Genomic DNA, 22,887 nt, shown 5'->3' with positions numbered 1-22,887 from the left:
GCCGCAGCAACACCAGGAGCGGGCTCGGAGGCCGCTGATCTATGACTCGATATCTCTGGTCCGTTTTCACCAAACCCTGGGCCGGCCTTCCCGGCGACGAACTCGGGCGGCTGGTCGCGGGTCTCGGCTTCACGGGGGCCGAGGTTCCGGTCAGGGACAACGCGTACGTCACGCCCGTGACCGCCGAAGCGAAGTTGCCGAAGTTCGTCGCGCAGTTGAGGGCTGAAGGCATCGAGCCGATCAGCATTGCCAGTGAGCTGTCGGAGAGCGCGTTCTCGGCCTGCGCCGAAGCGGGCGTGCCGCTGATCCGGATCATGGCCTCACTAGGCGACGAGAGGTATGCGGCATCGGTCAGGCTGATGAGAGAACAGCTGGAGGCGGTTGCTGGGTTCACTGAGCAGTACGGCGTACAGGTCGGTGTTCAGCAGCACCATGGGCGGTTTGTGGCGTCGTCGCTCGGCGTGGTCCAGTTGCTGGACGGATTGCCCAGAGAGCGCTTTCGGGTGATCTGGGACGCCGCCCACGATATCCTCGCCGGCGACGACCCGGCGGTGACTCTGCCGCTTGTGGCCGACCGCTTGGCGATGATCAACCTGAAGAACGTCACCTACAGACCAACCGAAGCGACTGGCGATGTCGGCGGCGCCTGGAGGCCTTGGTTCGTCCAGGCCACCGAAGGCCTCGCGAACTGGTCGGCGATCTTCCGCCAGCTCGCGGCCCTGAATTACGAAGGCCCCATCTGCCTCACCGGCCAGTACTCCGACCCGTCGATCCCCGTCGAAGGCCGTCTGCAAGAAGATCTGCGCGCCGCCCAGTCGATCTGCTGACTCCAGGGACCGCTAGCTCTCCCGGGCGACGTACTCGATCACCTGGCTCTCGGTGCTGCCGCTGACATCGCAGCTAGGCGATCAGGTCGGCGAAGACCACGAGGTTGGCCTCGTACTTGCCGGAAGTCCGGTCGAGGCCGCCGCAGGTGATCAACCGCAACCCGGCGTGGTCGAGGTCGCCGTACACGGCCGCGCTCGGGAAGGTCGACTTCGGATACTCCCTGACTACCACCACACGGAACACGGCGGCCGAGCGATCTTGCCGGGTCATCGTGATCTTGTCGCCAGGCTGCAGACCACCGAGCCTGGCGAAGACGCCGGGGCGGCCGGCCCAGTGGACGTGACCGAGCACGACCGCCGGACCCTTCTCACCCGGTGTCGGTCCGCCGGTGAACCAGCCGGCCGGGAATCCGTTCGGCGGAACCTGTAGGCCGCCGTCGGATTTCAGGCCGAGCCGGATCAGGTTCGAATCCACCCCGATCGCGGGTATGACGACCCGGATCGGGGTGGACGGCCGCATCGGAGTCGCCCACCGGTGTCCCAGACCGGGGGGTAGTGGCTGGGACGGGTTGGTGGGTGAATCCGGGCGGCGTACTGGGGTGGGGTGGGTTCCTGTGGTCGTGTGCCGAGGTGGTTTGCCTGTTGACCGGTTGCCGGCGAGTGCGTCCGGAGTGGGCGTGAGAACGGTGGTGGTCGGCGCAGCGGGCTCGCTCGGTAGATCGTCGGCCCAGGTCCGACCGGTTTGAGCCGGCCCGGTGGCGGGCTCGCTGCTGCAACCAGCCAGTGCCAGGGTGGTGGCGACGAGCAGAGCAACCGCTGCGCCGGTTCTCACGGCGTGACCGGCGTGATCCAGGTGAACCACACGGCGAACGGAGGACTGACCAGCCACATCGACCAGCCGGAGGCGTCACCTGTTCCGACCGGACCTCGCGGTGTCTTGGTGACCTGCGGAGGCGTCGGCGAGACCGTCGGCCGCGAGGTGGGCGGGGCGGTCGGCCGACCCGTCGGCGGCGAGGTCGGCGGCGTCGTGGGGGGTGAGGTTGGCCGAGTGGTTGGTGGTGTCGTGGGTGGCGTGGTCGGGGGTGAGGTTGGCGGCGTGGTTGGCGGCGTGGTTGGTGGCGTGGTCGGAGGGGAAGTTGGCGGCGTAGTGGGGGGTGAGGTCGGCGGCGTTGTGGGCGGTGAAGTCGGCGGACTGGTTGGCGGTGAAGTCGGTGGCGAGGTGGGCGGTGTCGTTGGCGGACTGGTCGGCGGGGTAGTTGGTGGTGTGGTGGGCGGCGTGGTCGGAGGAGAAGTCGGCGGCGTGGTTGGTGGTGTCGTCGGCGGGGAGGTGGGGGGACTGGTCGGTGGGGAGGTGGGTGGGGTGTGGGTGCACCTGGGTCTGGTGAGGGTGTTGGTGTCCATGGTGACCGAGCCGTTGCGGGCCAGCATGCGGCCGACCGCGGTCGCGCCTGTCTGCAGGGTGATGGAGGTCAGGGCGAGGATGGTGCCGCGGAAACTCGTCGCCGTACCGATCGTCGCCGAGCTGCCGATCTGCCAGAACACGTTGCAGGAACGGGCCCCGTTGGTCAGCAGCACCCGGCTGCTGGAGGCCGTGGTCAGCGTCGAACCAGCCTGGAAGACGAAGACCGCCCCCGCATCGCCCTCGGCATCCAGGGTGAGTGTCCCGGTCAGCCCGATCGAACCGGCGGAGTTGTAGACGCCCTGCGTCAGCGTCTTGCCACCCAGGTCGTCCGTGATCGGCGACGGCGGCTTCTCCCCCGCCGCCACGTCGTACGCCGTGACCAGGTCGTCCTTCGCCCCTTGGGTGACGCTGTCACCGGCGTGGTTCACGCCGGTGATCGTCATCGTCCCGGTACCCGTGATTGCTGGGTTGGGGAAGCTGCCGATGTCGCCGTTCAGGGTGGTCGCCCCGGTGTTGGTGATCCCCGCCCCTGCGAGGACCACGAAACTCTGCGCGGTGCCCAGCGGCACCACGACGGCCGCGGCCTGTGCGTCTCGTCCGGTGACCAGCAAGCCACCTCCGGAGACTGCGACCGCCGCCGCGACCGCCAGCGCGCTCAGTCGCCACCGGCCCCCTGTCGGCCAATACCTGGAGAACTTCATGTTCGATTCCTCGAATCCGTCGATGAGCCACCCTGATCCGGCAGAAGGCGTGGCGAGTCGCACTGCTGTTTTCGCGGAGGAGGGTCCGTTGCTAGCCGGACGACATCTCGAGGGCCGGGCAGGGGCCGGCGACAGGACATCGGGAGACCGCCATCGGCAGGAATCCCCAGTCCTGCCGCGAGTTGATGGCGCGTTCGCACCCCGTTCGACCGGCAGCAGTCCAGAGAGGCCGCATACGCCGATCACAATTCGTAACTGAAACTGACGTTAGGTCACCGTCTCTGCCCTGTCAATGACTCGGCGGATGCAATCGGCAACGAGTTGTAGTGGTTGCCGAATTCAACTACAGCGGCCCCGAAACGCTTGTCCTGCAGGCGTTTCGACCAGCTCGTCGTGAGCCCGCAAGTGTTGGCGACCTGCCGGGCCGGGCAGCGGCCAGGAAGTTGTGTCACATCTTCTGTGCTCGATCCGTCAGTGCAGTGCAAGCCCAAGCGAACCAGGGAGTACGAGAAATGACTGCACGGATGAAGAACCCCGCCGAGGTCCTGCCGGACGCGATGACGGGGATCCAGAACATCTACAAGGCGATGTACAAGAGCGGTGCGCCGGCGACGGTACTGGAACTGGTCCACCTGCGGGCCAGTCAGATCAACGGTTGCAGCGCCTGCATCTTCGGCGGGATCCACTCGGCGAAGAAGAACGGCGAGACCGACGAGCGGCTGCACCAGGTCGTCGCCTGGCGCGAGTCGGACCTGTTCAGCGACGCCGAGCGGGCGGCCCTGGCGATGGCCGAGGCAGCGACCCGGCTTGCCGATCGCCCCGACGCCGTCACCGACGAGATCTGGGCCGAGGCGGCGAAGCATTTCGACGAGTCGCAACTGGCCGCGATCGTGTTGATGATCAGCCTGACCAACCTGTTCAACCGCCTCAACACCACGGTCCGCGCGCCCGCCGGCGCCACTTGGGCCTGACTCCCCCGGCAGATCCCCGAAGGGAACGGCTCCTGCCCGGCAACCCGGGCAGGAGCCCATCCGGGTTGCCGGGCAAACCCGTTTCGCCAGACCTGGCAGGTGCGCCTGCCGAGATGTCAGGCGCTGAGTGGCCGACGAGTGCGCGTCGGGTTGAGCGCGGCTCGGAGCGCTGGAGCGAGGATTCGGCGTACGTCGGCGTCGCTCAGGGCGGCGGCCGGGCGGAGTGGGTTGAGGTAGCGGGTGAAGATCAGGCCGCCGATGACGGCGACGGCCGCGGTAGCCCGGTCGGTCGCATCGGGGCCGCGGAGAAATTCAGCAATCCGGCCGAGGATCTCCCGCTCAAGGAACTCCTGTAGTACCGCCAGTACGTCGGCGTCCTGCGGCGCCATCCTGGTCAGTTCGGCCAGCGGCTCGGTGTCGGCCCACATCTCCAGCACCGCTTCGAGCAGCCGATCCGCGAATCCCGCCTGATCACCCTGCATCGCGAGCGCCATCGCCGGCGACTTCCCGCAGCGGAACTGCATCGCCTCGCCGAACAACCCCTGCTTCGACCCGAAGTGGTAGCTGATCAACGCGGAATCCACCTCCGCGGCGGCCGCCACCCGGCGGACCGTCGTACCGCGGTAGCCGTGTTTCAGGAACAGGTCGTAGGCCACCTCGGCGATCCGTGCCTTGGTGTCCGGGTTGCCTCGCGGTCGTCCTCGAGATTTATTCATCAGCGTTGAATATGGTCGGCTCTCCCCTGCAATGTCAAGGACGTCACCGGATCGTCCGGGACAGCAAGGGAGTGACATGCGCATCGTCGTCTTCGGTGCGGCCGGTTCGACCGGTCGCGAACTGGTCGAGCAAGCACTGGCCGCCGGCCACGAGGTGGTGGCCGCGGTTCGCCGTCCCGAGAAGGTGCAGCCGCGCGCGGGACTGACGGTAGTACAGGCCGATATCGCGGATCGGGATGCCGTTCGGGCCGCTGTGAACGGAAGCGCCGCGGTCTTCTCGGTCGTCGGCGGCAAACCGTCCAGACAACCGGTCAGCCTCTACTCCACCGCGGCGGCCAACATCATCGACGCCATGCACGAGTACGGCGTGAAGCGGCTGCTCGTGGTGAGCTCGGTGATCCTCGAGCCCGGCTGGCGGCCGAGCAACGCCTTCTTCTTCAACAACGTCCTGGATCCACTGGTGAACCGCATCGTCGTCAGGACGACCCACGACGACATGCGGCGGATGGAAGAGCTCGTCCGCGCCAGTGGGCTCGACTGGACGATCGCGCGGCCGTCGGGGCTGTTCAGCAACCAGGCAACCACGCAGTACGAGATCGCCGAGGACCAGGCGGACGGGCTGTTCACCGCGCGGGAGGATCTGGCGGCCGCGATGCTGGCGCAGTTGAGCGAGGACACCTACGTCCGGCGGGCGATGGCGGTCATCACCACCGCGGTGAAGCCGAACATGGCCAAGTTGATCTGGCGGGAGGCCATCATGTCGAAGTAGGCCTGCCGGCTCCGACGTCGCCGGTGCAACCAGCCGATGTAACCAACCAGCCGGTGCAACCAGCCGATGCGCAGGTACAGCCGGCGATGGAGGAGAGCAGATGAAGTACATGTTGCTGATCTACGGCAACGAGGAGACCTGGGCCGCGTTGAAGGCCGACGGGATGGATGCGGTGATGGAACGGCACCGCGAGGTTTTCGAGGAGACCAAGGCGGCCGGTGAGTTCATCGAGTCGCACCCGCTCACCACGAGCAACGCGCGGATCGTGCAGCTCCAGGACGGTGTGTCGACCGTGACGGACGGACCCTTCACCGAGGCCAAGGAAGTGCTCGCGGGGTACTACCTGCTCGAGTGCAGCCTCGAACGGGCGACCGAGATCGCCGCCAGGCTGCCCGAGGCGCCCTACTCCCCGATCGAGATCCGCGAGGTCCCCGACGAGGAATAGCCGTTCCAGAGGCTTGCCGGTCCCAGCTCGGCGCTGACCTGAGACCGGCGAGCCACTGACTTCAGCTGGTCGGCCTCAACGCGAGGGTGACCCCACCTGATACGGACTGGTCGCCCATTCCGCGGCCACCCTGGACGAACACTGTCGCGCCACGACGGGGTGCCGGAGCACCTTCAGCCAGACGCAGCGTGGTGGTGAGACCGTTGCTCAGCCTCAGCACCGCTACTCGGCGCGGCCGTCCGGACGGTGTCGACGAGTTCACCTCGTGGATGCCGGTACAGACCGCGGGTTGGATCGAAGCCCTACCGAGTTGCGTCGTGCCGTGACTCCTCACACCACGGCACTGCTCGGCGAGCTGCTTCATCGCTGACACTGTTCCCCCTTCTCGTTCCCCCGGGCATTGGTTGACAGAACACACACCTGCCCACAGCGCCACGCAACATTCCTCACTGCGCAGACCTGCGCACAGTTGCCACACCTTGCTCCTCACGACGCAAAGGTGATCGGAGAAGCCTTGCTCACGGTGCCGATCATTTCAAGGGATCGTCACCTGAATCCCGGTAGGCGAAACTGCTGTCCACCGCAGTGCCGGCCACTGAAACTCGGACCCGACATTCCTTCGCTGATTTGCCGGCGGAAACTGGAAACGATGCCGGTGCGGCGCCCGTCAGGGCGAGGAAGTTGTCCGTGGCACCGATACGGCGAGATCGCTACCGTGGCAGATATCGACGTGACAATGGCAACACGACCGGTAGAAGAGCTGTCGTCGAATACGTCGTCGAAACCGGCTTGCGGCCCGGAATCCCGTCGAAGAAGCGCTTCAAAATCACCGCAATCCGCGACGCAAGCGTTTGCGGGACAAATGGTCGCTTTACCACTCCGGATTTAGCGAGTCGTGCTCGCCCGGGCGACGACGCGGTGCGGGATCAGTACCCGCCGTGGTATTGCATCTTTGTCGGCCATCCGCTCGGCGAGCAACTCCAGGGCGGAGTGGACGAAAGCGCGCCGGTCGAAGTCGATCGTGGTCAGCGGCGGTACGGCGTACTGGCTCTCCAGGATGTTGTCGAAGCCGGCGACCAGACACCTGTCCGGTACCGCGACTCCCGCCGTCCACAGAGCCGAGAGCGTGCCGACCGCGATCGAGTCGGTGAAGCAGAAGAACGCGTCCGGTGGCTCGTGACCGGCCAGGTACCGGGTGACCACCAGGTTGGCGCCTTCGGGGCTCCACCGATCCAAAGCGATGTCCAGTTCCGGGTCGGGCTGGATACCGGCATCGCGCAATGCTTCGTGGTATCCGGCAGTGCGGAGCCGGGCGGCCGCCGTACCGACGACTCCGGCTGAGCCACCGAGTGCGCCGGCGCCGCTCGAGCCACTGGGCGACTCCGGCGTACCGACGGCCGCGATCCGGCGGCATCCCTGATCGAGCAGGTGCCGAACCATGTCTCGCGCGGCACCGACATTGTCGATCGCGACCTGACTCACCACGTCCTGATCGACGTCACCGATCAGTACTACGGGCGGCAGCGGTCCTGCGGTCATCACTGCACTGTCGTCGAGGTTGATCGGGTTCAGGATCAGCCCGTCGACCAGGTGGGCGCGCGCCTTCGAGAGCAGCTCGAACTCGCGCTCCGGTTCGGCGGCCGTCTGCTGGATCTGGACTCCCCAGCCGCGCTCGTGCGCGAGCTCGACGACGAGGTGCGTGATCTCCGCGGAGTACGGGCGGAGCAGGTCGGGCAGGGCCAGCCCGATCATGCCGGAGCGGCCGTTGCGTAAGCCGCGGGCGCTCAGGTTCGGCACGTAGTCGAGTTCGCTGACCGCCTGCTCGACCTTGGCTCGTGTCTCGGGGCGGACGAAGACGACGCCGTTGATCACGTTCGACACCGTCTTCGGCGAGACCCCGGCCAGCTTGGCGACGTCCTTGACGGTGGCACGCATGACCCCATTGTCACCGACGAGGAAGCGATAGCGCTGGCGCAGGGTGAACGTCAGCGAGTGGTGAGGGCTCCGCCGTTGACGTGCAGGGTCTGGCCGGTGAGGTAGCGAGCGCCGGGTGAGGCGAGGTACCAGATCGTCTCGGCGATGTCGGCCGGGGTGCCTGCGCGCTTGGTCAGCGTTTCCTGGATCAACGTTGCGCGCCGGGTGTCGCTGAGTTGACCCTGGAAGAACTCGGTCTCCGCGGTGAAACCAGGGGCGACCACGTTCGAGGTGATTCCGCGCGGGCCGAGCTCGGTGGCCACGTCCAGGTTGTACGTCGCCAGAGCCGCCTTCGACGCGCCGTACGAGCCGCGTCCCTTCATCGCCGCGATCGAGCCGAGGTGGATGACAGATCCTCCGTCGGCGATCTTCGGTGCGAGCGCTGTCGTCGTGAGAACGGCGGTGAGCAGGTTGGCCTCCAGGTTCGCCAGCCAGTTCGCGCGCAGCTGCGCAAGATCGCCCGCTTCGGGCTCGGAGAAGTCTGTGTTCCCGCCCGCGTTGTTCACCAGTACGTCGAACTGCGCCGGCAACTCGTCGGCCAGCCGCTGCACCTGAACGGGATCGGTCCCGTCGCACACCATCGCCCGCACACCGAGGTCGGCAGCAGCCTTCTCGAGTACGTCGGGCCGCCTGCCGGTGATCACCACCTCGTCACCGCCGGCCACGAACCGCTCGGCCACGGCCCGGCCGATCCCCGTCGCTCCCCCGGTCACCACGATCGTTCTCGACACGCCGAACTCCTTCGTTTAGGTCTAAACGTTTAGACCTAAACGTACCATCATCAGGGTGACGACCCCGACGGACCGCTACCCGCTGGATGCGCCGAGCCCCTACCCGGCCGCCGAGATCGCGCGCGCCTGGGAGCGCGAGCGTCCGGGCACCCCGACGGACTCGATCGAGATCGTCACTCCCCTGTGGCGACTCGCCAAGCTGTTCGCCGACGACCGGCGCCGGCTGCTGACAGAGCTGGGTATCGACCCGGCGACTCTCGATCTGCTGAGCGTCCTGCGTCGGAGCGGACCGCCGTACGAGCTGAGTACCCGTGAGCTGACCCGGCGAACGCTGGTCACCGCGGGCGCGATCTCCCAGCGAGTCGGTCGCGCCGAGCAGGCCGGGCTCGTTGTCCGGCGTACGGAGGGGAACGGGTCGCGGGCGGTTTTCGTGACGCTGACCGAGGCCGGGCACGAGCTGGTCGAGCGGACGGTTGACCAGGTGCTCACGCGCGAGTCCGAACTGGTCGCGTCCCTCGCGCCCGGCGATCGCGCACTGCTGGCCGGCCGGCTGCAGAAGCTGCTCGACGACGTCCAGCAGAAGCTCGCTCCGCCCGCCGACCAACCTGAGTAGTCTGTGGACAGGCCCGGGGCCCCGGTTGCGTGTCGCCGGGGCCCCGGGTTTGCGAGTTTCTTGGAGCAGGGGACCGTCCGGAGTCCGACGTCGGCCACCCCTCCGGGGCCGGCCTCGGACAGCGGACGCTCCAGGCCACTGCGCTACCCGGTACGCCGAAGCGGCGGCCGGCCTGCGCGGCACCCTTGCATCACACCACGTTCCGAGGCACCGCGCAGTTCGGGCCGCGTCAGCTCAGCTGCGGCTGGACCAGGTTGGCGAAGCCCTGGTGGCCGGTCGTGTTCGGGTGGTACGACTCGCTGATCGGGTTCGACAGGCCGTTGATCCACTCCGGACTGCCGCAGACCGCGTGGCCGATGAACGCCGTGGTCGGGTTGACGAAGCTGAACCCGGCCGCGCTCGCCGCGGCCGAGATCTTGGCGTTGAGCAGGTCGGCGGTCTGGTTCAGCCGGGTCATCTCGGTACCGCTGAAGAAGGTCGCCGCGTTGCAGTCGATGCCGTTGAACAGCCGTGGATAGCCGACCACGATCACCTTCGCGGTCGTCGCCCGGCTGCGGATGGTTGCGTAGAGCCCGTTCAGCCGGCTCGGGAGGGTGTTGTTGATGGTTGCCTGCGCGGTGTTGATCGCCCCGTCGCAGTTGCTCAGCCAGGCCGGCTGCGCGCACTCGGTGATCACCGACGAGAACCCGGCATCGTTGCCGCCGACCTGCACGGTGACGAACCGGACCCCGCTGTTCAGCGGGCCGAGCTGGTTGGCCGACACATCGGCGACCCGGGCGCCGGAGCAGGCGACCGAGGTCAGGTGCGCGCCGATCCGGGCCGCGTCGAGGTACGGATAGGACTGGGTGGAGCGCTGGCAGGACCCGCTCTCCGAGGTGTAGACGCGGGTGCCGACCCCGGAGGCGTACGAGTCGCCGAGGGCGACGTACTCCGGGGCGGCCGCTTGCGCGATGGTCGGGCTGAGGAGCGCGGTGGCGACGACTGCCGCGCTGACGAAGCCGGCGATGAGTTTCATGGGCGGACCGCCTTAGCACTGGGAGGGGTGCAGTGAACTGAGAGTCACCATCTCTGACCAGTGAGTAACAGGCAAGACCTCGGTGAGAAATTCACCACCAATTGGCGAATCCGGTAGGCGCCGTACGCCTACTTCTCCGGGCCGGGGACCGAGAGCGGGTCGAAGCCGTAGGGCAGCTCGAGCCGGTGTGCGGCCATCAGGTCGGCATCGCCGAGCAGGTCGCGAGTGGCGCCGTCGGCAACGATCCGGCCGGCATCCATCAGCAGGCTCCGCTCGCACAACTGCAACGCGTACGGCAGGTCGTGGGTGATCATCAGCAGCGTGACGTCCAGCCCGCTGAGGATGTCGGCCAGCTCGCGTCGGCTGGCCGGGTCCAGATTGCTCGACGGCTCGTCCAGGACCAGTACTTCGGGGCGCATCGCGAGCACCGTCGCGACGGCGACCCGCCGTCGCTGCCCGTAGGACAGGTGATGCGGGGCAACATCGGCGTGGTCCTGCATCCCGACCTGGACGAGCGCCTCGTGCACGCGCTCGTCGAGTTCCGGCCCGCGCAGGCCGAGGTTCGCGGGTCCGAAGGCGACGTCGTCGCGCACGGTCGGCATGAACAGCTGGTCGTCGGGATCCTGAAACACCAGGCCGACCTTCCGGCGTACCTCGGGCAGGTGCTCGCGGTGGAGGTCGGAGCCGCCGACCTGGATCCGGCCGCTGCCGGTACCGCCGGCGACCGAGCCGAGGATGCCGTTCAGGTGGAGGACCAGCGTCGTCTTGCCGGCGCCGTTCGGGCCGAGCAGGGCGACCCGCTCGCCGCGCTCGATGCTGAAGTCGACGCCGAACAACGCCTGCCGGCCGTCGGGATAGGCGAAGACGAGACGTTCGACGTGGATCGAGGGACCGCTCACAGGCCGGCCACCCGGGCAGTCACGGCGATGACGACCGCGGTCAGCGAGAGCGCCAGACCTTCCAGCCACTGGGCCTGCGCGGCGCCGGTCTCGGACAGCAGCGGCATCCGGCCGTTGTAGCCGCGCGACTGCATCGCGAGGTGCACCCGCTCGCCGCGCTCGAAGCTGCGGACGAACAGCGCTCCGACTCCCCCGGCGACGGCCTTGAGATGTCCGGCGCGGCCGCCTTGATACCCGCGCGATTCGCGGGCGATCCGCATCCGGTGCAGATCGTCCGACACGACGCTCAGATAGCGAACCATGAAGGACAGGATCGCAATCAGGGTCGACGGCAACTTCAGGCGCTCCAGCCCGGCGAGCAACTCCCGCGGGGCCGTCGAGGCAGACAGCACGATCGCGGCGACCACGCCGAGGGTTCCTTTCGCGAGGACGTTCCAGGAGCCGAGCACGCCCGATTCGGACAACGAAAGGCCCAGTACTTCGACCCGCGGGCCGGTGGCCACGAACGGGAGCAGGAGGGCGAACACGACAAATGGTGTCTCGACGGCGAGGCGCTTGAGCACGACCAGGGCTGGGAGCCTGGCGAGCACAACGCAGCCGGCCAGCATCCCGGCGTACAGGGCGAAGGCCCAGAAGGCTGTGGACGGGGTGGCGACCACCGCAAGCACGAAGACGAACAACGCGACGATCTTCACCTGCGCGGGAAGGCGATGGACGCGGCTGTCCACCGGTACCAGCAGGCCGTCACCAGCCGATCCGCTCACGAGCGGGCGCGGGCGGATCGCAGCGATGCCAGCTTGGCGACGAGCAGGCCGAGGGCGATCGTGACCAGTACGCCGATGATGCCCGCGAGCGCGCCGGACACCTGGGAGTTGCCGATCCCGCTGACGCCGTAGTTCGCGAGCGGGCTGTCCGCGACCGCGGAGCTCTTGGCCGCCCCCTCGAACCCGAGCTTCGCGCCGACGAACTCCAGGCCGTCGGGATGCGCGCTGGCGAACAGGCTGACCACGCCGGCGATCACGAAGGTGGCGGCAATCCCGACGCCGAGGCTGCGGCCGGCCGGCCGGGCAGCGATCGGACGATCCGGTGCGACCGAGGAACTGTTGCCATCGGCATCGACCAGGACAAGGTCGGGCTGCAGATGGCGAGCGGCGTACACCAGGTCGGGCCGGGTCGCGACGACCGCGCTCAGCACTGCCGCGGTGATCACTGCCTCGCCGATGCCGACGAGGATGTGCCAGCCGACCATCGCCGTGGCCAGCTTGGCAAGTGGGATGTCGACCGCGCCACCGATCGCATACAGGCCGGTGAAGGCCAAGGCGGCTGTCGGCACGGAGACCAGGGCGCCGACTGTCGCCGCCGGGACGACACTGCCGACTCGCTTGGGCAGCAGCTTCAACAACGCACGGGTGATGAAGTAGCCGACGACAACGGTGACCAGACCCATCAAAGTGATGTTCGTGCCGAGCGCGGTCAGGCCGCCGTCGGCGAAGAGCAATCCCTGCACGAGCAGCACGGTCGACATCACCAGCACCGCCGTCCACGGTCCGACCAGCGCCGCCGCGAGCGCACCACCGAGCAGGTGACCGCTCGTACCCGCGCCGACCGGGAAGTTCACCATCTGCACGGCGAACACGAACGCCGCGGTCAGGCCGGCCAGCGCGGGACCGGTCTCGCGGATCTCCCGGTTGGCCCGCTGCAGGCTGAACCCGACGGCTCCCGCGGCGATCAGGCCGGTCGCGATCGAGGTGGGCGCGTCGAAGAAGCCGTCGGGAACGTGCATGCCCACATTCTGGTGCCAGTTGCGACTCGATCGCAACAGAGCGGGCTACAGAGCTTTGAGTGCATCTCCGATCGCACGGTGGAAGGTCGGGTATGCGTAGATCATCTGTTGCAGAGAGTGAACCGGAACGGCTGCGTGGACTGCGACCGCGAGCGCGCCGAGCACCTCGCCACCGGTCGGACCGGCACTGGTCGCACCGACCAGGACGCCACGTTCGTTGTCGACGACAAGTTTGATGAAGCCTTCGTTACCGGCCTTGTGGATCCAGCCACGCGAGGACGACGGGATCTGGCTGATCGCGGTCCTGACGTCCAGGCCGGCGTCGCGGGCCTGCTGCTCGGTCTGCCCGACCGCGCCGATCTCCGGATCGGTGAAGGTCACGCGTGGCATCGCGTGGTACCCGGCCAGCGGCGCGCCTTCAGCCCGCAGTACGTCGAAAACGGCGATGTTGGCCTGGTACATCGCCGTGTGGGTGAAGGCGCCGACGCCGGTGACATCGCCGATCGCCCAGACTCCCTCCGCCGCCCGTACGTGTTCGTCGACGGCGATGCTGCGCGCGTCAGGATCGATCCCGACCTTGTCGAGACCGAGTGCCTTGATGTCCACCCGCCGACCCGTTGCCACCAGCAACTTCTCGGCGGAGACCGTGCTGCCGTCGCTCAAGGTCAGCGTGAAGGTGCCGTCGTCATAGCCGACCTGCTTGGCCTGTACGCCGGTCCGGAACGCCACCCCGTCTCGCTCAAGCGCCTTTTGAGCAAGCTCGCTCGACTCCGGCTCTTCCAGCGCGAGCACCCGGTCGAGCCCTTCGACCACGGTCACCTGTACGCCGAAGCGCGCGAACACCTGCGTCAGCTCCAGCCCGATCGCGCCGCCACCGAGCACGATGATCGAGTCCGGCAGGGTGTCGGCCTCGATCGCCTCGTGGTTCGTCCAGTACGGCGTACCGGCGAGCCCCTCGATCGGCGGGATCGACGGCACGGTCCCGGTCGCGACGATGATGCCGCGGGACGCCTCGAACTCACGATCGCCCGCCGTCACCCGACCCGGCCCGGTGATCGTGCCGCGCTCGCGCAGGAAGGTGACGCCCTTCTTCACCAGGCGGTCCACGGCGACCTGGTCGTTCCAGTCGTCGGTCGCCTCCTCGCGGATGCGCTGCGCGACCGGCGCCCAGTCGGGCTCGACCGTCGCCTTGCCGGCCATGCCGTCGACGCGGCGGGTCTCGGCGATCAGGTTCGCGGCGCGGATCATCATCTTGCTCGGGACGCAGCCCCAGTACGGGCACTCGCCGCCGACGAGCCGGGGATCCAGGCCGACCACGCTCAGCCCCGCCTCGGCCAGCCTGCCGGCCGCCTCCTCGCCACCGACACCGAGCCCGATCACGACCACATCAACCTGTTCAGCCATGCCGCCAAATCTCGCAGACGCCGGCGGCCCGACCAAGTCTGCGCCCGGCGCGTCAGCAGGCCGTAAGGCGGCCAGTAGATATTCGGGTGCCAGCGACTTCGCCTAACGGTAGGTTTACGGTCTGCCATTAGTTCGAGCATGGAGGCCGTTGATGTTCGTGATCGCCCATCTCAGTGACCCGCACCTGGACGGTTCGGCCGATGCCGGCGACCGGTTGCGCCAGGTGACGTCCTATCTGCGCGAGTTCTCCCGGCCGGTCGACGTCGTGCTGGTGACCGGCGACCTCGCCGACCACGGGCTGGCCGAGGAGTACGCCGAGTTCGCGGCCGAGCTCACGCTCGACGTCCCAGTGCTGGCGCTGCCGGGGAACCACGATGTCAGCGCGCCGCTGCGGACCGGTCTCGCGTCGTACGTCGGAACGCCGGCTGGCGTCGGTCATCCCGTTCACCAAGTGCACGACGTCGGTCCGGCGCGATTCGTCCTGCTCGACACGTCGGTGCCGGGCGAGGACTACGGGCTGCTCAGTGACGAGTCGCTCGCGTGGCTGTCCGGCGTACTGGCCGAGCCGGTCGACGGCCCGCTGTTCGTAGCCTTCCATCATCCGCCGAACAAGCTGGACCATCCGGTGCTCGACCAGTGGATCCTCAAGTCCGGTGAGGCCTTCGCCGACGTACTGCGCGGCAAGCCGATCACCGCTTTGCTCGCGGGCCACGTCCACAACGGTGTCGCCACCACCTTCGCCGGGCATCCTCTGCTGGTTGCCCCCGGCATCCGGTCGACTGCCCCACTCCCCTTCGAACCGGCTGCCGCCGCGGGCCTGGTCGACCTCACCGCACCGACCGGCCTCGCGCTGCATCTCTACACGCCGGATCAACCTCTGGTCACGCTTTACCGTTTCCTACCGTCAACCTGGAGCTGAGGGTTAACCGATTCGGAGGTTGAGTTCGATGTCAGACCAGCTGGTACTGCGGCCGATCGGCCAGGTGGAATCCCCACTCACCGACCGCGCCACCGCGCCCCGCCAAGGCGACGAAGGCGGCCCGAACGCGTGGCTCGTCTTCACCCCCGAGGTCCGCGACGGACTGAGCCACCTGAGCGTCGGCGACGAGATCCTGCTCATCACCTGGTTCGACCGCGCCGACCGGTCGGTCCTGGCGGTCCACCCCCGCGGCGACTCCACCCGCCCGGTCACCGGCGTCTTCAGCACCCGCTCCCCCGACCGCCCCAACCCCCTAGGCCTCCACCGAGTCACAGTCCTCACCATCGACAACCTCCGCCTCCAGGTGAGCGACCTGGAAGCCCTCGACGGCACCCCCGTCATCGACGTCAAGCCCGTCCTCGGCGACGAACGCTGAGCTGATCGGCCTGTCCGGCAAAACGACGAACGGCCACCAGAAGCCGGTGGCCGTTCGTGGTTTCGAGCTGGGATCAGAAGTTGATCATGTGGCCTTCGAGGCCGTGGAAGGCTTCCTGGAGTGCCTCGGACAGCGTGGGGTGGGCGTGGACGTTGCGGGCCAGTTCCTTGGTGGTCAGGTCCCACTTCTGGGCCAGCGTGAGCTCGGGCAGGAGTTCGGTGACCTCGGGGCCGATCAGGTGGGCGCCGAGCAGTTCGCCGTACTTCGCGTCGCTGATCACCTTGACGAAACCGTTCGGGTCGGCGAGGCCGTGCGCCTTGCCGTTCGCCGTGAACGGGAACTTGGCGACCTTGACGTCGAAGCCCTCCAGCCGGGCCTGCTCCTCGGTCCAGCCGAAGCTGGCGATCTGCGGCTGGCAGAAGGTGGCGCGCGGGATCATCACGTAGTCGAGTTCCATCGTCTCGTGGCCGGCGATCGTCTCGGCCGCGATCACGCCCTGGGCCTCCGCGGCGTGCGCGAGCATCAGCTTCGCGTTCACGTCACCGATGGCGAAGATGTTCGGCACGTTCGTGCGCAGGAACCCGTCGACATCGATCGCGCCGCGCTCGGTCAGCTTGACGCCGATCTTGTCCAGCCCGTAGCCGTCGACGCGCGGCTGGAAGCCGATCGCCTGCATCACCTTGTCGGCCTCCAGCGTCTGCTGGTTGCCGTCCTTGCCGGTGACGGTCACCTTGACCTTCTCGCCGGAGTCGTCGATCGAGTCGACCCGGGTGCCGGTCAGGATCTTCACGCCGAGCTTCTTGTACGCCTTCGCGAGCTCCTTGGAGACCTCGGCGTCCTCCAGAGGGACGACCCGGTCCAGGAACTCCACGATCGTCACGTCGACGCCGTAGTTGGTCAGCACGTACGCGAACTCGACACCGATCGCGCCGGCACCGGCGATGATGATGCTGCCCGGGAGCTCCTCGGTGAGGATCTGCTCCTCGTAGGTGACGACGCGGTCGCTCAGCTGGGTGCCCGGCAGCAGCTTGGTGGTCGCGCCGGTGGCGATGATGCAGTTGTCGAAGGTGACGGTCTCTGAGTTTCCGTCGTTGAGCGAGACGTCGAGGGTGTTGGCGTCGACGAACGACCCCCAGCCGTCGAACTCGGTGATGTTGTTCTTCTTCATCAGGAAGTGCACGCCCTTGACGCGCCCGTCGGCCACCTTGCGGCTGCGTTGCACCGCGGTCGGGAAGTCGAAGGTCACCTCGCCGCTGATGCCGAAGGTCTTCGCCTCCGCGGTGAAGATGTGCGCCAGTTCGGCGTTGCGAAGCAGTGCCTTGGACGGGATACAGCCCACGTTCAGGCAGACACCGCCCCAGTACTTCTTCTCGATGATGGCGGTCTTGAGCCCGAGCTGGGCGGCGCGGATCGCCGCGACGTACCCACCCGGGCCGGCGCCGAGGACAACAACGTCAAAGTGCGAGGCCATGATCGAAATGCTAGTCGGTCGCACCAGCGCCCCGCGCCACCGGCCGACCCCTCCTGAGCGGCGCGTGACGGCCGTCACCAAAACGGAGTGTGTCCTGCCTCATCGTCACTGTCGGTGACAAGGCCTTCCTTCTGCTCCCGTCCCCGCATACGCTGGGCCGGGCGCGGGGGCTGCTCTCCTTCCGTGTGCGCGTGAGGCGCTTCCTGGGAGCAACCGATGGGGGCTTGATGCTGGGGAACCGCCGCAGATTGCGGCTCGCCGTGATCGGCGCACTGGTGGCAGTCGTCGCACTGCCCTCGTACGCCGCCTATGCCGACGACCCCACGCCTCCACCGCCCGCCTCGGTCACCGACGTCAAGCGATCGCTCGAGCAACTCCAGGCGGAGGCCGCGGCGATCCAGGCCGACTTCGCCAAGACGACCATCGCCTACACGAACGCGCTGAAGGCAGTCCAGACCACCGAGGCCGCAGCCAAGAAGGCAGAGCAGTACGCCGCCAGCAAGAAGAGCGTGTCGGACGTCGAGCGCCGCAAACTCGGGCTCGTCACGGCGCAGGCCTATCAGCTCGGTATCCCCACGGTGATCGGCACCGAGTCGATGCTGTGGTCGCTGGCACCGATCGCGGAGAACCTGCAGGAGATCGCCGACCGCCAGGCCGCCATCCGGCAACTCGGCAGCACCCAGGTTTCGCAGTACCAGACGGCGACTGCCGCGCAGAACGCAGCGGGCACCGCGGCCGACGACGCGGCGAAGAAGCGCGCGGCGGCCGATCAGGCCGCTCAGACAGCCCGGACCCTCGGCCTCGAGGTGAAGAGCAAGGCCGCCGAAGCGTCGGTCGCCATGCAGGGCCAGATGGCCGACCTGGCCGGCGCGAGCCAGTTGTCCAGCCAGCTGCAGAACAGCCGGAACGCGGCGGCCTTCGCCAAGTGGCAGGCCTACCTGACCGACCTCGCGGCGACCAAGGTGATCCCGCCCGCGGCCGGCACGCTGAGGAACCCAGGCAAACTCCCGGCCGGCCTCAAGCCGTACGTCGCCGCCGGCCACAACGTCCCCGGCGCAGCCTCCGTCGTCTCCGGCGGCCGCACCGTGCGTGTGCTGTCCGCCGAGACGATCCGCGCGGTCAACCAGGCCTTCAGCCTGCTCGGCAAGCCGTACGGCGTCGGCGCCACCGGTCCGGACAAGTTCGGCTGCCTCGGCGCGGCGCGAGTCGCCTGGCAGCCGTACGCGAAGCTGCCGAACCTGATCAGCAAGGTCTACCCGAACTACCAGAAGGTGCCGACGGCATCGATCCAGCCGGGCGACCTGCTGCTGATCGGCAACCGGTCGATCGGGTTGTTCCACATCGGCGTCGCCCTCGACGGCAACGAGATGATCGCCGCCGACGAGGCCAAGGGCTCCGTCACCGTCACGAACGTCCCCGACAACCTGTACGCCGCCCTCCGCCCGACCCTGGGCCAGCCCACCAAACCGCAGCGCCCGCCCGCCTCGACCACCCAGGCGTACCAGTTCCGCTGCGGCAACACCTCCACGTCGTACGACGTCGGCACCGGCGCCTGGACCTGGCCGATCGCCGAAGGCCAGTACGAGATCGGTACGCCGTTCGGCCAGGCCGGGCCGCTCTGGGCCTCCGGCTTCCACACCGGCCAGGACTTCGTGGCCCCGGTCGGTACGACGGTTCGCGCGGTCACCGCCGGGACATTGCGGATCGAGCACCCGGCCTGGGCGGGCAACCTGGTCCGGATCGATCACGGCAACGGGCTCGAGACGCTCTACGCACACCTCAGCACGATCACCGTCGCCGATGGCGCGCACGTCGTCGCGGGCCAGCAGATAGGTGCCGTCGGCATCGAAGGCAACACGACCGGCCCGCACCTGCACTTCGAGGTCCGCCTCGGTGGAGACGCGGTGAACCCGATGCCGTTCCTCGCGACCGGTAGCACCAGCACCGGCTGGGGTGGCTACAGCAACGGCATGATCCCGGCCGACAAGTTGTGCGGCATCAGCGGCGGCTCGGGCCACATGCTGCGCTGCGACGCGGCCGCGGCGTACCAGCAGCTCGCGAGCGCCTACAAGAGCCAGTTCGGCAAGACGCTGTGCATCACGGACTCCTATCGCTCATACAGCTCCCAGGTCGATCTCTACGCCCGCAAGCCGTCGCTGGCGGCACTGCCCGGTACGTCGAACCACGGCTGGGGCGTGGCCGTCGACCTGTGCGGAGGCATCGACCACTTCGGCACCGCGCAGTACCAATGGATGTTGTCCCACGCCCCTGTCTTCGGCTGGGTGCATCCGTCCTGGGCCAACCAGGGCGGCGGGCGCGAAGAGCCGTGGCACTGGGAGTTCGGCAAGCCGGCCAACGCCTGAGCCGGCTTGCTTACGTGGAGCTACTCCCCTGACCACGTAGGCTTTGGATGTGGCCGAGCAGACCAGTCCGGACCGCACGGACGACAACATCACGCTGGACGCCCAGGACGATCGCTGGGAGTGGCGGCGCAAGATCCGTGCGAACCCGCGCAAGCTGCTGTTCTACCGGATCGGGGTCGGTGTCCTCGGCAGCCTGCTGATCATCGCGGCGCCGCTGACCGGCTGGTTGCCCGGTCCCGGCGGTATCCCGCTGTTCATCGCCGGCCTCGCAGTCCTGGCCAGCGAGTTCGAATGGGCCCAGCGCGTCCTGCTCAAGGTCAAGGACTGGGTCAAACAACTTACCGCCTGGACCGGCCGCCAGCCGGCCTGGCTGAAAGCCCTCGGCACCCTCGCCCTGTTCCTCTGCGTCGTTGTCGCCATCTGGCTCTACCTCGCAGTCCTGGGCGTCCCTTCCTGGTTCCCCGACTCCTGGGAGTCGTTCCTGCACAAGCTCCCGCTGCTGAGCTGATCCAGCTCCGGGTACGCCGGAAGGTCGATCAGATTGCTCATCCGCTGAGCCATCTTCAGCATCTGGTCGAGGAAGAAGCGGGTGCTGAGCATCCGGTTGCGAGCGGTGATCCCGAATCGGCTCGCGGGTGCCATGAACTGACCGGCCCGGCTTCCGTCCTGCGTTGCGTGCACCGCCTTGCGCAGCCGAGCCTCGTACCGCGCGAACGCGGCCGCGTAGTCGCCATCAGCAGCCGCCAGCTCCCCCGCCAACACATATGCGCCGACAACCGCAGTGCCGGTCCCCAGTGCACCGAAGGTCGCGCCGTAACCGGCGTCGCCGAGCAGAACCGTCCGCCCTGTCGACCAGCGATCCACGTGGACCCGCCCGATCGCGTCGAAGTACAGCTCCGTTGCCGCCGGCAACGCATCGAGCAGCTCCGGCACCCGCCAGCCGAGCCCGCCGAACACGCGCCGCAGGATCGCCTTCTGTTCGTCCAGATCATTCCGTCGGTAGCTCAGCACAGGCGACTTGAAGACGAACAAGGTCTGCGCGAGCCCAGGATCGCGGCGATCGGCCCCGACACTGGCGAGCTTCCCCGGCACGTTGTAGAGCAAGCTGTCGCCGGTCAGGCCCCACGTGTTCGGCACCTCCCACCCGGCGACGTAGTACCCGAGATGCCGCTCGGTCACGGCCGCCGTCTGGAATGCCAACCGGCGTACCGCGGAATGCATCCCGTCCGCACCGATCACCAGGTCGTACGTCTCCTCGATGCCACTCCTGAAGCGCACGTCCACTCCCTGAGCATGTTCGGCCAGGTTCGCGATCGAGTCACCGAACCGGTACTCCGCGACGTCGCGACTGTGCTCGAACAAGATCCGCGACAGGTCTGCCCGCAATACCTCCAACTCCCCGCCCGCGAACTCCACCGGCAGCCGCATCAGCTGCCGGTCCGACGCGTCGACGAACCGCATCGCCGTCCCGCCCGTCTGCGCCGCCCGCAGGTCGTCCAGCACGCCCATCTTGGCCAGCACGGCCTTGTTCACCTCACCCCGGAAGTCCACCGCGTAACCACCGCCGCGCAAGGCCGGCGCGATCTCCACCACCGTCACCTGATGGCCACACCGGCCCAGCCACAGCGCCACCGACGGCCCCGCGACACTCGCACCCGATACCAGTACCTTCACTGCGAACTCCAATCTGTGTCCGGCGGACACAATAAAGTGTATGGTAGACACAGTTCGGTCGGAAACGGAAGGACGACGATGACGGAACTGCTCTGGAGCACCCCCCAGCCACCGAGCCGGGGGCCCAAGCCGGCGGTCACCTTGAGCGGTATCGCCGAGGCGTCCATCCGGATCGCCGACGCCGAGGGCCTGGATGCCGTGTCCATGCAACGGATTGCAGCCGAGTTGCCGGTCACGAAGATGGCGCTCTACCGCTACGTCCCCGGCAAGGCCGAGCTGATCGCGGTGATGAGCGACCTGGCCATGGGGACTCCGCCGGAGCACCCCGGCCTGACTTGGCGCGACGCTCTGCACGCCTGGTCGACGGACCTCTTCCAGGGCTTCAGCAAGCACCCGTGGCTGCTGCTGTCCACCATCGGCCGCCGTCCGATCGGCCCGAACGAAGCTGCCTGGCTTGACCGCGGGCTACAGGCGCTGGCGGGCACCGCCCTGACCGGCGGCGAGCAGTTCGACTCGATCCTGGTCCTGTCCGGACACGTCCGCACCCTCGCGCTGCAGACCGTTTCGATGCCCGGCGGTTCGACCGGCCTCACCGAGGAGACGGTCACCACCGCGTTCGCCACGATGATCGCCGCCGATCCAGAGCGCTTCCCGTCGCTGGCCGCCGCGATGACCTCACTCGAAGGCAGCGAGAACCAGGGCTTCAGCTTCGGGCTCGACCGGATCCTCGACGGGCTCGAAGTGCTGATTCAGACGCGGGTGAAGCGGGACCGGTAGTTGGTGGCGCTGAGGCCGTAGTGGGACTTGAAGCGGCGGGCGAAGTGGTTCTGGTCGGGCCAGCCGACCGATTCGCCGATCCGGTTGATCGGCTCGTCGGTGTGCAGCAGCCGGTCGGCCGCCAGTTCGGCGCGGAACCTGGACAGGTACGCCATCGGTGGCAACCCGGTCGCCGCCTTGAAGATCCGGACCAGATAGCCGGGCGCGAGATGCAACTCCAGCGCCAGCTCCGTCAACGTCCACTGGTACGCCGGCCGCGCCTCCATCAACTGCAACGCAACCAGTACCGCGGGGTGCAGCTGCCCCGTGCTGACCCGGCCGTCACCGGCTGCCCGGGCGAGTCGACTCAGGAACAGCGACAGCCAGCCGATGATGTCGCCGTGGTGCAGATTCGCCGGCCGGTGCCGTAGATCCTCCAGGCCGTCGAGGTGTCGCACGCACTCGGCCAGCGCATCGGGATCCAGCCGAGTGGCCAGTACGCCGCGGCGCTCGGCCGTGTACGGCAAGGTCCATAGCAGGTGCCCGAGCAGCGGGTCCTCGCGCGTCCAGGCGAGCTCGCGACGCAGCAGGTCGGCGGAGAAGCAGCAGTTGTAGATCTGCAGCCCTTCGCAGTCCTCGTACCCGTGCCACACCCCCGGCCGGAGCAGGAGCACGTCACCGACCTGCAACTCCTGACGAGCCGCCAGGCAGTTGTGCGCGCCGCGCCCGCCGAGCACCACGACGACCTCGAAGAAGCTGTGCGTGTGGACCGGGTGCATGCCCTCGTGGACATAGCGACCGGCGAACGCCAGCGCCCCGTCGACGAGATGGACCAGGGTCCGTCTGGTCTCGACCGGTGGCTCCTCCATCAACCGCACGATAGGGGCCAAAGTGCATTTTGTGCTAGGTCGGGTGCACTGCGGACTATCCCCGGCCGCGGACCCGCCGCAAGATCGGGGGCAGGCGAATCCTTCCCGCCACCCCCTCCGAAAATCTTGACCCAGCCCTTCGACAGCCC

Annotated in this window: 24 protein-coding genes; 10 read left to right on the top strand and 14 right to left on the bottom strand. The window is 67.9% G+C overall.

Features of this window, described 5'->3' with window-relative positions; all coding sequences use genetic code 11:
* Positions 1-41 precede the first annotated feature (41 nt).
* Entirely contained in the window at positions 42-827 is a 786-nt protein-coding gene (locus tag DIZ26_RS29100; RefSeq protein ID WP_112247310.1) for a sugar phosphate isomerase/epimerase family protein, read from the top strand.
* A gap of 73 nt (positions 828-900) precedes the next feature.
* Here the strand turns inward: DIZ26_RS29100 and DIZ26_RS29095 are convergent, their stop codons facing one another.
* Together DIZ26_RS29095 and DIZ26_RS29090 are read right to left on the bottom strand one after the other, a co-directional pair.
* Positions 901-1,347, bottom strand: a complete 447-nt coding sequence (locus DIZ26_RS29095) for a class F sortase (RefSeq protein WP_112247308.1) — start codon at positions 1,345-1,347, stop codon at positions 901-903.
* A gap of 308 nt (positions 1,348-1,655) precedes the next feature.
* Complete coding sequence (locus DIZ26_RS29090) at positions 1,656-2,930, bottom strand: ice-binding family protein (RefSeq protein ID WP_112247306.1); 1,275 nt, start codon at positions 2,928-2,930, stop codon at positions 1,656-1,658.
* Between the two features lie 512 nt (positions 2,931-3,442).
* Here DIZ26_RS29090 and DIZ26_RS29085 point away from each other — a divergent pair.
* Positions 3,443-3,901 (top strand): carboxymuconolactone decarboxylase family protein, encoded by a 459-nt coding sequence (locus DIZ26_RS29085; RefSeq protein ID WP_112247304.1) that lies wholly within the window; start codon positions 3,443-3,445, stop codon positions 3,899-3,901.
* A 116-nt stretch (positions 3,902-4,017) separates the two neighbouring features.
* Here DIZ26_RS29085 and DIZ26_RS29080 read toward each other — a convergent pair whose 3' ends face one another.
* Positions 4,018-4,617, bottom strand: coding sequence for a TetR/AcrR family transcriptional regulator (locus tag DIZ26_RS29080; protein ID WP_112247302.1), 600 nt, complete (start codon positions 4,615-4,617; stop codon positions 4,018-4,020).
* Between the two features lie 76 nt (positions 4,618-4,693).
* Here DIZ26_RS29080 and DIZ26_RS29075 point away from each other — a divergent pair, with 76 nt between their 5' ends.
* Positions 4,694-5,386, top strand: a complete 693-nt coding sequence (locus tag DIZ26_RS29075; RefSeq protein ID WP_112247300.1) for an NAD(P)-dependent oxidoreductase — start codon at positions 4,694-4,696, stop codon at positions 5,384-5,386.
* 100 nt (positions 5,387-5,486) lie between these two features.
* Complete coding sequence (locus tag DIZ26_RS29070) at positions 5,487-5,831, top strand: YciI family protein (protein ID WP_112247299.1); 345 nt, start codon at positions 5,487-5,489, stop codon at positions 5,829-5,831.
* 61 nt (positions 5,832-5,892) lie between these two features.
* On the opposite strand, the gene DIZ26_RS37580 is transcribed toward DIZ26_RS29070, so the two are convergent.
* From DIZ26_RS37580 to DIZ26_RS29060, 3 genes are all read right to left on the bottom strand, one after another.
* Complete coding sequence (locus DIZ26_RS37580; RefSeq protein ID WP_157979842.1) at positions 5,893-6,195, bottom strand: hypothetical protein; 303 nt, start codon at positions 6,193-6,195, stop codon at positions 5,893-5,895.
* A 521-nt stretch (positions 6,196-6,716) separates the two neighbouring features.
* On the bottom strand, positions 6,717-7,766 hold the full coding sequence (locus DIZ26_RS29065) for a LacI family DNA-binding transcriptional regulator (RefSeq protein WP_112247297.1): 1,050 nt from the start codon (positions 7,764-7,766) through the stop codon (positions 6,717-6,719).
* Between the two features lie 50 nt (positions 7,767-7,816).
* Complete coding sequence (locus DIZ26_RS29060) at positions 7,817-8,536, bottom strand: SDR family NAD(P)-dependent oxidoreductase (protein ID WP_112247295.1); 720 nt, start codon at positions 8,534-8,536, stop codon at positions 7,817-7,819.
* Positions 8,537-8,591: 55 nt separating this feature from the next.
* Here DIZ26_RS29060 and DIZ26_RS29055 point away from each other — a divergent pair, with 55 nt between their 5' ends.
* On the top strand, positions 8,592-9,149 hold the full coding sequence (locus DIZ26_RS29055; RefSeq protein WP_198676340.1) for a MarR family winged helix-turn-helix transcriptional regulator: 558 nt from the start codon (positions 8,592-8,594) through the stop codon (positions 9,147-9,149).
* A 229-nt stretch (positions 9,150-9,378) separates the two neighbouring features.
* On the opposite strand, the gene DIZ26_RS29050 is transcribed toward DIZ26_RS29055, so the two are convergent.
* From DIZ26_RS29050 to DIZ26_RS29030, 5 genes are all read right to left on the bottom strand, one after another.
* On the bottom strand, positions 9,379-10,164 hold the full coding sequence (locus DIZ26_RS29050) for an SGNH/GDSL hydrolase family protein (protein ID WP_112247291.1): 786 nt from the start codon (positions 10,162-10,164) through the stop codon (positions 9,379-9,381).
* Positions 10,165-10,292: 128 nt separating this feature from the next.
* Complete coding sequence (locus tag DIZ26_RS29045; RefSeq protein WP_112247289.1) at positions 10,293-11,063, bottom strand: energy-coupling factor ABC transporter ATP-binding protein; 771 nt, start codon at positions 11,061-11,063, stop codon at positions 10,293-10,295.
* A complete protein-coding gene (gene cbiQ / locus DIZ26_RS29040; RefSeq protein ID WP_112247287.1) occupies positions 11,060-11,827 on the bottom strand; it encodes a cobalt ECF transporter T component CbiQ in 768 nt (255 codons plus the stop codon). The genes DIZ26_RS29045 and cbiQ overlap by 4 nt, the downstream gene beginning before the upstream one ends.
* Entirely contained in the window at positions 11,824-12,846 is a 1,023-nt protein-coding gene (locus DIZ26_RS29035) for an energy-coupling factor ABC transporter permease (protein WP_112247285.1), read from the bottom strand. Before DIZ26_RS29035 ends, cbiQ begins: the two co-directional genes overlap by 4 nt.
* A 45-nt stretch (positions 12,847-12,891) precedes the next feature.
* Complete coding sequence (locus tag DIZ26_RS29030) at positions 12,892-14,250, bottom strand: dihydrolipoyl dehydrogenase family protein (protein WP_112247283.1); 1,359 nt, start codon at positions 14,248-14,250, stop codon at positions 12,892-12,894.
* Positions 14,251-14,401: 151 nt separating this feature from the next.
* Here DIZ26_RS29030 and DIZ26_RS29025 point away from each other — a divergent pair, with 151 nt between their 5' ends.
* Positions 14,402-15,169: a metallophosphoesterase gene (locus tag DIZ26_RS29025; RefSeq protein ID WP_112247281.1), complete on the top strand. Its 768-nt coding sequence runs from the start codon at positions 14,402-14,404 to the stop codon at positions 15,167-15,169.
* A 28-nt stretch (positions 15,170-15,197) separates the two neighbouring features.
* Positions 15,198-15,605, top strand: a complete 408-nt coding sequence (gene tsaA / locus DIZ26_RS29020) for a tRNA (N6-threonylcarbamoyladenosine(37)-N6)-methyltransferase TrmO (protein ID WP_112247279.1) — start codon at positions 15,198-15,200, stop codon at positions 15,603-15,605.
* 73 nt (positions 15,606-15,678) lie between these two features.
* Here the strand turns inward: tsaA and lpdA are convergent, their stop codons facing one another.
* Positions 15,679-17,076, bottom strand: coding sequence for a dihydrolipoyl dehydrogenase (gene lpdA, locus DIZ26_RS29015; RefSeq protein ID WP_112247277.1), 1,398 nt, complete (start codon positions 17,074-17,076; stop codon positions 15,679-15,681).
* A gap of 227 nt (positions 17,077-17,303) precedes the next feature.
* Here lpdA and DIZ26_RS29010 point away from each other — a divergent pair, with 227 nt between their 5' ends.
* Positions 17,304-19,439, top strand: a complete 2,136-nt coding sequence (locus DIZ26_RS29010; protein WP_112247275.1) for a peptidoglycan DD-metalloendopeptidase family protein — start codon at positions 17,304-17,306, stop codon at positions 19,437-19,439.
* A gap of 49 nt (positions 19,440-19,488) precedes the next feature.
* Entirely contained in the window at positions 19,489-19,947 is a 459-nt protein-coding gene (locus DIZ26_RS29005) for a PGPGW domain-containing protein (RefSeq protein ID WP_232828671.1), read from the top strand.
* Here DIZ26_RS29005 and DIZ26_RS29000 read toward each other — a convergent pair.
* Positions 19,866-21,113: an FAD-dependent monooxygenase gene (locus DIZ26_RS29000; protein ID WP_112247271.1), complete on the bottom strand. Its 1,248-nt coding sequence runs from the start codon at positions 21,111-21,113 to the stop codon at positions 19,866-19,868. The two genes, DIZ26_RS29005 and DIZ26_RS29000, sit on opposite strands and share 82 nt — an antisense overlap.
* Before the next feature lie 78 nt (positions 21,114-21,191).
* Here DIZ26_RS29000 and DIZ26_RS28995 point away from each other — a divergent pair, with 78 nt between their 5' ends.
* On the top strand, positions 21,192-21,890 hold the full coding sequence (locus DIZ26_RS28995) for a TetR/AcrR family transcriptional regulator (RefSeq protein WP_112247269.1): 699 nt from the start codon (positions 21,192-21,194) through the stop codon (positions 21,888-21,890).
* On the opposite strand, the gene DIZ26_RS28990 is transcribed toward DIZ26_RS28995, so the two are convergent.
* Positions 21,863-22,738: a helix-turn-helix transcriptional regulator gene (locus DIZ26_RS28990; protein WP_112247267.1), complete on the bottom strand. Its 876-nt coding sequence runs from the start codon at positions 22,736-22,738 to the stop codon at positions 21,863-21,865. The genes DIZ26_RS28995 and DIZ26_RS28990 overlap by 28 nt on opposite strands.
* Between the last annotated feature and the right edge of the window lie 149 nt (positions 22,739-22,887).

Source organism: Kribbella monticola, assembly GCF_003261635.1.
GTDB classification, from domain to species: domain Bacteria; phylum Actinomycetota; class Actinomycetes; order Propionibacteriales; family Kribbellaceae; genus Kribbella; species Kribbella monticola.
The sequence above is the reverse complement of the archived record's forward strand: the minus strand, read 5'-3'. Positions and strand labels throughout refer to the sequence as shown.

Coding starts and splice junctions, on each gene's coding strand:
- DIZ26_RS29050 (WP_112247291.1), bottom strand. CDS start 10,164: ATGAAACTCATCGCCGGCTTCGTCAGCGCGGCAGTCGTCGCCACCGCG.
- lpdA (WP_112247277.1), bottom strand. CDS start 17,076: ATGGCCTCGCACTTTGACGTTGTTGTCCTCGGCGCCGGCCCGGGTGGG.
- DIZ26_RS29095 (WP_112247308.1), bottom strand. CDS start 1,347: ATGCGGCCGTCCACCCCGATCCGGGTCGTCATACCCGCGATCGGGGTG.
- DIZ26_RS28990 (WP_112247267.1), bottom strand. CDS start 22,738: ATGGAGGAGCCACCGGTCGAGACCAGACGGACCCTGGTCCATCTCGTC.
- DIZ26_RS29100 (WP_112247310.1), top strand. CDS start 42: ATGACTCGATATCTCTGGTCCGTTTTCACCAAACCCTGGGCCGGCCTT.
- DIZ26_RS37580 (WP_157979842.1), bottom strand. CDS start 6,195: ATGAAGCAGCTCGCCGAGCAGTGCCGTGGTGTGAGGAGTCACGGCACG.
- DIZ26_RS29025 (WP_112247281.1), top strand. CDS start 14,402: ATGTTCGTGATCGCCCATCTCAGTGACCCGCACCTGGACGGTTCGGCC.
- DIZ26_RS29090 (WP_112247306.1), bottom strand. CDS start 2,930: ATGAAGTTCTCCAGGTATTGGCCGACAGGGGGCCGGTGGCGACTGAGC.
- tsaA (WP_112247279.1), top strand. CDS start 15,198: ATGTCAGACCAGCTGGTACTGCGGCCGATCGGCCAGGTGGAATCCCCA.
- DIZ26_RS29065 (WP_112247297.1), bottom strand. CDS start 7,766: ATGCGTGCCACCGTCAAGGACGTCGCCAAGCTGGCCGGGGTCTCGCCG.
- DIZ26_RS29075 (WP_112247300.1), top strand. CDS start 4,694: ATGCGCATCGTCGTCTTCGGTGCGGCCGGTTCGACCGGTCGCGAACTG.
- DIZ26_RS29035 (WP_112247285.1), bottom strand. CDS start 12,846: ATGCACGTTCCCGACGGCTTCTTCGACGCGCCCACCTCGATCGCGACC.
- DIZ26_RS29080 (WP_112247302.1), bottom strand. CDS start 4,617: ATGAATAAATCTCGAGGACGACCGCGAGGCAACCCGGACACCAAGGCA.
- DIZ26_RS29010 (WP_112247275.1), top strand. CDS start 17,304: ATGCTGGGGAACCGCCGCAGATTGCGGCTCGCCGTGATCGGCGCACTG.
- DIZ26_RS29070 (WP_112247299.1), top strand. CDS start 5,487: ATGAAGTACATGTTGCTGATCTACGGCAACGAGGAGACCTGGGCCGCG.
- DIZ26_RS28995 (WP_112247269.1), top strand. CDS start 21,192: ATGACGGAACTGCTCTGGAGCACCCCCCAGCCACCGAGCCGGGGGCCC.
- DIZ26_RS29085 (WP_112247304.1), top strand. CDS start 3,443: ATGACTGCACGGATGAAGAACCCCGCCGAGGTCCTGCCGGACGCGATG.
- DIZ26_RS29030 (WP_112247283.1), bottom strand. CDS start 14,250: ATGGCTGAACAGGTTGATGTGGTCGTGATCGGGCTCGGTGTCGGTGGC.